Genomic DNA, 5,935 nt, shown 5'->3' on the forward strand with positions numbered 1-5,935 from the left:
ATATCAACAAAAAACAAAGAAGCCACATTGCTCATAGATGGCAAGATAAAGAAGACAATAATGATGAATGCCATAGCATTCAAAAATAATAATGGAGAGGTTTACTCAGCCCTTGGAGTATATTCTGACATAACTGAAAAGAAGATATTAGAAGCCAAACTTCTACAATCTGAAAAGCTTTCAAGTCTCGGCACGATGGCGGCGGGAATAGCTCATGAATTGAATAATCCTCTCCAAGGAATTGCAGGATTTTCCGAGCTACTTCTTAATGAAAAATGTAATGAAAAACAAATGGAAAAAATAAAACTTATCAATGAACAAGCAGAAAGGGCTTCATCAATCATAAAGGATTTACTAATCTTTTCAAGACAGAAAGCAGAGGAACAAAAACCATCAAACATCAACAAATTGATTGAGCAAGCTGTAAAAATGGTCTCCTATGGATTTAAAAACCATCAGATAGATATAGAGCTGAATCTACCTTCAGACATTCCCATCATAGATGTTTATGAAAACCGTATCGTGCAGATTTTCATCAATATTCTTAAAAATTCCTATCAGAATATGATTGTTCACAATCCCAAGGGGAAAATAACGATAAAAACTTCTGTTGAAAACAAAACTCCATTTTTAAAAATTAAAAGTGATTGTAAAAAGGTATTAAAGATATCAATTGAAGATGAAGGAAGCGGCATAGAGAGGGCTGTCATAAATAAAATATTCGATCCTTTCTTCTCCACCACAGAATCAAAAGAGAATATAGGTTTAGGGCTTTCAATTACATATTCAATCGTAAAAGAACATGACGGAGATATAATCATATCCTCTGAAAAAGGTAAAGGCACAAAAACTGAGATTTATTTGCCAATTCCTGATCCCAAAAAATCACCATTTGCAGCAGAAAAGCCGCAAATATATAAAAAAGATGGAATGATTACTACAACTGCCGGAATGGTACTCATAATTTCCGATGACAGAAATGTAGGGAAAAACTTTTCAGAATTAAAAGGAAGACACCCTATCAATATTACTTTCGCTGAAAATGAAGAGGATGCAATAAAAAAGATTACAAATGAATATTTTCATTTGATTATTTGCGATATAGATACAAAAGCAATCAACCCGGGAAACTTATATAAAAGGACAATTAAAATCAAAAAAAATCTATCCGATAAATTCATCTTCACAGGAGATGGAGAATTAAATCCAAATGCCCGCAGATTCATAAATCTGACAGGATGCCCTTATCTACAAAAACCTCTTTCACAAAAAACTGTGAGAAATGTATTTCACAAACTTATCGATATTGAATCACTTCAATAAGCTAATTTTACCTCCTTCTTCAATCAAATCTCACTTATTTTAAAAGCACAAATATTGCCCCCTTTCAATATATGGCTCTTTTCTTCGGCTTTAAGTATTCCATATTTCTCGAGCAATTCAAAATCGTTATAACATACTGCTTCACAGGGTGGGGACATATTATATTTTTTTGTTGCCTTTAAATGAGGACAATTGCCAAGATATTCATACCAAACCTTTCTGCCTTCTTCGGTTTTTTCCTCAATTCTCAATTCCCACTCAAAAACTTCTGCCGCATTTTTTTCTCCTGCCATCATTTCGTCCAATGATAAATCTTTAATCTTTTCATAGCTTTTTTTGAATTTCTCTTCTGTTACTCTTTTAAAAATCTCTTTTCCTTTCTTCTCACCATAGGATTTTTTGAGATTCTCCAATAATTCAGGCAGGTAAAGGGCAAATCTTTCAAGTAAAACATCTTTCTGTTTTTTCAAAAAATCCATATTCTTTCTCCTTAAAATTTCTCAAGCACAAAGAAAAAAGCTAAATTTAAACTCTTCTCTTACTTATTAAATTATGATAAATCACTTCAAGGCGGTCTAAAATTTTCTTCCAGGAGAAATCTTTAATAACGATTTCTCTTCCCTTTTTGCCCATTTGTCTTCTTAAATCTTCATTTTCTAACAACTTATCAATAGCATATGCCAAATCCTTTACATTTCCGGGATTAACGACATACCCATTTTCACCGTCTCTGACGACTTCCGGCACACCTCCTACTTTCGTAGAAATCACAGGAGTTTCACAAGCAAGCGCTTCAAGATTCACTATACCGTAATCCTCAAAGATTGACGGCAAAACGAACAGGGAAACGCTTTGGAAAAGTTTAATTTTTTCCTCATCGCTTGGAATTCCAATATATTCAATCTTGTGAAATCCTTTTTCATTTTCTCTTTCAGCTTTTTTCATAACTATCTTGAAATACTCATCATCTGCCGCTTGCCCGGCAATCAAAAGAATTGATGGATTTTTAACCAATGACATTGCCTCTACAAGGATATTCAATCCTTTACGAGGCTCAATTCGTGAAAGGAAAAGAATCGTATTTTTTCCCCTTTCAATCTCTGACGGTTTAAACAGCTCTGTATTCACTCCATGATAAAGGTAATCGCTTTTATCCTCAGGAATTCCAAGCTGATGTAAAAGCCCCAACGAATGTTTTGTGGATGTCAGATAATAATCACTTGTCTTGGAAAGTACATATCTCCATAGCGGATGCTTCATATAAAAGGTAAATTGCTCTGTTAATGTAATACAACAATGAATCTTCGGCACTTTCAAAAAAAGGGAAAAAAAAGGAAAAGTTAAATCAATCATATCAAAAAAATTTAGGATATCATATTCTTTTACAATCCTTCTGAAACCGGGCGATGGAATAGCACCACAATTTATAAAATTTAAAACATTACTTTTTTCCCCCTTACGGAGGGGAACAGGGTTTATCGAAGGCAACCTTGTTACTTTAACACCTTCATCAAAAAAAGTTTCTTTCTTCCATTGAGGATACCAAAATTCATCTATGTAAAGACTAATGACATCTGCTTTATGTCCTCTCTCTGAAAGTCCTTTTGAGAGGTCTTTCAGCAGAGGTCTAATCGCTCCCTGAATATTGAATGAATAATGGGGAACAGCAAAAAGAATCTTCAAGATTTCTATTCCTTTATTGTAGAAAAAAAGTTAAAATTAAAAAGTTGAGACAAATTTTAAAGAATCACAACATTTATTGGTACATTCAAAAACAAGTTCAAAACGAAAAAAATAAATAACACATACAGCCAATTGCTAATATTGAAGCAAATTCTATCATATTTAAAGAAAATACCAATTCTTTTTATCGTTGTTTTTCTAATCTATAATCTAAATCTGAGAGAGATAAGCGCAGGAGATACTATCCCTGCAAAATACATTCCTATCAGCATCTTAACAGAATTTGACCTTGACCTCGATGAATTTCCTTATCTATACAATAGCCCGGGAAACAAGGAATACCTTTTTATTCAAAAAACAGAAAAAGGTCATTGGTATTCAAGCTATCCTGTGGTTCCTGGTATTATCGCTCTCCCCATATATGCGCCTGCAATACTTTCAGGAATGAAAATCAATCCAAAACATATCGATATATTAGCCAAAGTCTCGGCATCTGTTATTGCTGTCTTTTCAGTAATTTTCATCTTTATGACATTAAAATTTTTCGTAGATGAAGATACAGCTTTTTTATGGGCAGTTGTCTATGCTTTCGCAACTTCAACTTGGTCAGTATCTTCACAAGGACTCTGGCAGCATGGACCAGTTGAACTTTTTATCTCTATGGGAATCTACTTTTTTGTCAAAGATGAAAGGAGAAAAGGAAATTTTATTCTTTCTTCCCTCTCTTTTTCTCTTGCAGTTGCCACAAGAATGCCCACAGCAATAATAGCTGCATCCGTTTTCATCTATGTTTTAATGTATCATCGGAAAAAGATAATTACTTTCATTTTGCCGGCACTTTTGGTTGCCATTATGCTGTTTTCATACAACATCTACCATTTTGGAAATCTTTTCGGCGGAAATGACCTCCTTGAAAAAAAGATGCTCATTACTAAGGGCATACCTTCTATCTGGACATTAAACTTTTTACCCGGATTGGCAGGTCTCTTAGTATCTCCCAGCAGAGGAATCGTAGTTTTTTCTCCGGTATTGATTTTCTCTTTTCTTTCTTTCTACCACCTTTTTAAAGATAGAGAAAAGATCTTCTTCAAATATATTGCTTTTTCAGCTTTGGCATACATTCTTCTATTCAGTTTTTACCGCTCTTGGTGGGCAGGCCATACATTTGGCTATCGTTATTTAATTGATATAATCCCTATTCTCTGCATCGTCGGAGCATTTTACAGCCAAAATTTTATATCAAAGAAATGGCTAAAAGCCATTTTCATTCTTTTTCTTGTCTTATCAATATTCGTCCAAATATTAGGCGCATTCAATTATCCAGCAGGATGGAACAACATTCCACAAAATATTGATAAGTCACCTGAAAGGAATTGGGACTTTTTAGATAACCAAATTTTAAGATGCATAAAAAAAGGTGCTAGGTATCCTCTTTTCCTTCGAAAAGATTATTAGTTGGAAAACTTGATATTTCAAAAATCGCCTTTTCTCTGCCTCTTCATAAATTTATCATTATTCGACTAATAATCCCCTTGCTCTCATCTCTTCAGTCCTGATTTTTTTCCATCTCATAACAGCATAAAGAAAGACGAAAAAGTCAGCGGCACCAGTTAAAACAAAAGGGAGTGTATTGCTCACATAGTCAAATAAAAAACCTCCCAACTCTAAGAAAACAATAACTCCCACAGCGCCAAAACTATTGTATGCACCAAGAATAGAACCTACCAATTCGCGCGGTGAAAGGTCAGATGTAAGAGTCATTGCTCCTACGCCTTCTGAATGAATTCCCAATGCGCAAAGAAGCGTACATATAAGAAAAGGTTTTGAGAAGGGATTATCTATGAGGCCTATAAGCATATAGGCAACTCCGCTTGAAAAAAGGCCAAAAGCGAGAGTGGGAAGCCTGCCCAACTTTTCAGCCATATATCCCCAAAGGGCATAAGAAAGCAAACCAACAGCACTTGAAATACCAATAACCATCCCTCCTTCGGCAACTGCCTGTGAAGGAGTTTTGCCAAAATCAGCGGCAACCTTTGTTACCCATATCATTACGAACATTCCAAGGATAATGACATCTGCACGAGCCGCAAAGGCAGAAGCATAGGTAAGCTTCAATCCTGAGCTTTCCTTTAGGACAGGAATTATCCTTTTCCATTCTACCTTTTTTCTTTCCTTTTCGCCCATCACATCCACGACACCGAAACTTGTGACTGTTGAAAAAATAAGCGAAATAATTCCTGCCAAAAGAAAAACATTTATAACTCCAATAAGAGCCGGTAATTTTGAAAATAGTGCAAAGGCAAGCATCGAACCAAATGTGAAGGCAAATCCCATTATTGCCATTATCTTACCTCTGCCTTCAGGATATGTGTAATCCGTAAGAATTGCCTGAATGAGGGGCCAGATAAAAAGAAGCGCTATCCCCAAAAGCCAACGTGCAATAAAAACTGTGGGAAGGCCTCCCAAGCCAAATAAATTACCCGCTTTTCCAGACAAACCCAAAAGGGCAAAAAAAATGCCTGCAAAGAGAAATCCATAGGAAACAAGGCGTTTTCTTCCAAATTTATCTGATAATAGCCCTACAAATCCCACACAAATCATTCCCATAATCTCATTTACTATTGCAATACTCGTATTGATTACTCCCTGATTCCCTTTACTGATTCCAATCTCTTCTTGAAGGAAAAGGGGCAGAATTACAGAAGGCAGCGCAGCAAGAATCATAACAATCGTTGCAAGAATATAAACCACTGTTACATTATGGGGCTTAACTCCTTTGCGAAGGCTAATGCCTATAAAAGTTTCTGATTTTTTATGCAGCATAATTTAGTATAATTTTTTTGTTTGAAGTAATTGATACCAATTTATAAATATTTCATTTTTTCAAACATATTTTTATTATTTATTCATATTTTTGTTAGTATAATGA

At 34.9% G+C, this 5,935-nt stretch carries 5 protein-coding genes; 2 read left to right on the forward strand and 3 right to left on the reverse strand.

The annotated features are described in order from the left end of the window. Nucleotides 1-1,323: response regulator (locus D6734_01910; protein ID RMF97542.1), on the forward strand; the 1,323-nt coding region annotated here is incomplete at its 5' end. Between the two features lie 23 nt (nt 1,324-1,346). Here D6734_01910 and D6734_01915 read toward each other — a convergent pair. Both D6734_01915 and D6734_01920 read right to left on the reverse strand, forming a co-directional pair. After that, nucleotides 1,347-1,802: a hypothetical protein gene (locus D6734_01915; protein ID RMF97543.1), complete on the reverse strand. Its 456-nt coding sequence runs from the start codon at nt 1,800-1,802 to the stop codon at nt 1,347-1,349. A gap of 46 nt (nt 1,803-1,848) precedes the next feature. Further along, complete coding sequence (locus tag D6734_01920; protein RMF97544.1) at nt 1,849-3,015, reverse strand: glycosyltransferase family 1 protein; 1,167 nt, start codon at nt 3,013-3,015, stop codon at nt 1,849-1,851. A gap of 132 nt (nt 3,016-3,147) precedes the next feature. Here D6734_01920 and D6734_01925 point away from each other — a divergent pair, with 132 nt between their 5' ends. Next, nucleotides 3,148-4,461, forward strand: coding sequence for a hypothetical protein (locus D6734_01925; protein RMF97545.1), 1,314 nt, complete (start codon nt 3,148-3,150; stop codon nt 4,459-4,461). 57 nt (nt 4,462-4,518) lie between these two features. On the opposite strand, the gene D6734_01930 is transcribed toward D6734_01925, so the two are convergent. After that, on the reverse strand, nt 4,519-5,829 hold the full coding sequence (locus D6734_01930) for an MFS transporter (GenBank protein ID RMF97546.1): 1,311 nt from the start codon (nt 5,827-5,829) through the stop codon (nt 4,519-4,521). Between the last annotated feature and the right edge of the window lie 106 nt (nt 5,830-5,935).

The sequence above is a fragment of the Candidatus Schekmanbacteria bacterium genome (assembly GCA_003695725.1).
Taxonomy (GTDB): Bacteria; Schekmanbacteria; GWA2-38-11; order GWA2-38-11; family J061; genus J061.

Excerpts from the sequence above, each read along its gene's own strand:
- D6734_01915 (RMF97543.1), bottom strand. The coding sequence starts at position 1,802 with ATGGATTTTTTGAAAAAACAGAAAGATGTTTTACTTGAAAGATTTGCC.
- D6734_01930 (RMF97546.1), bottom strand. The coding sequence starts at position 5,829 with ATGCTGCATAAAAAATCAGAAACTTTTATAGGCATTAGCCTTCGCAAA.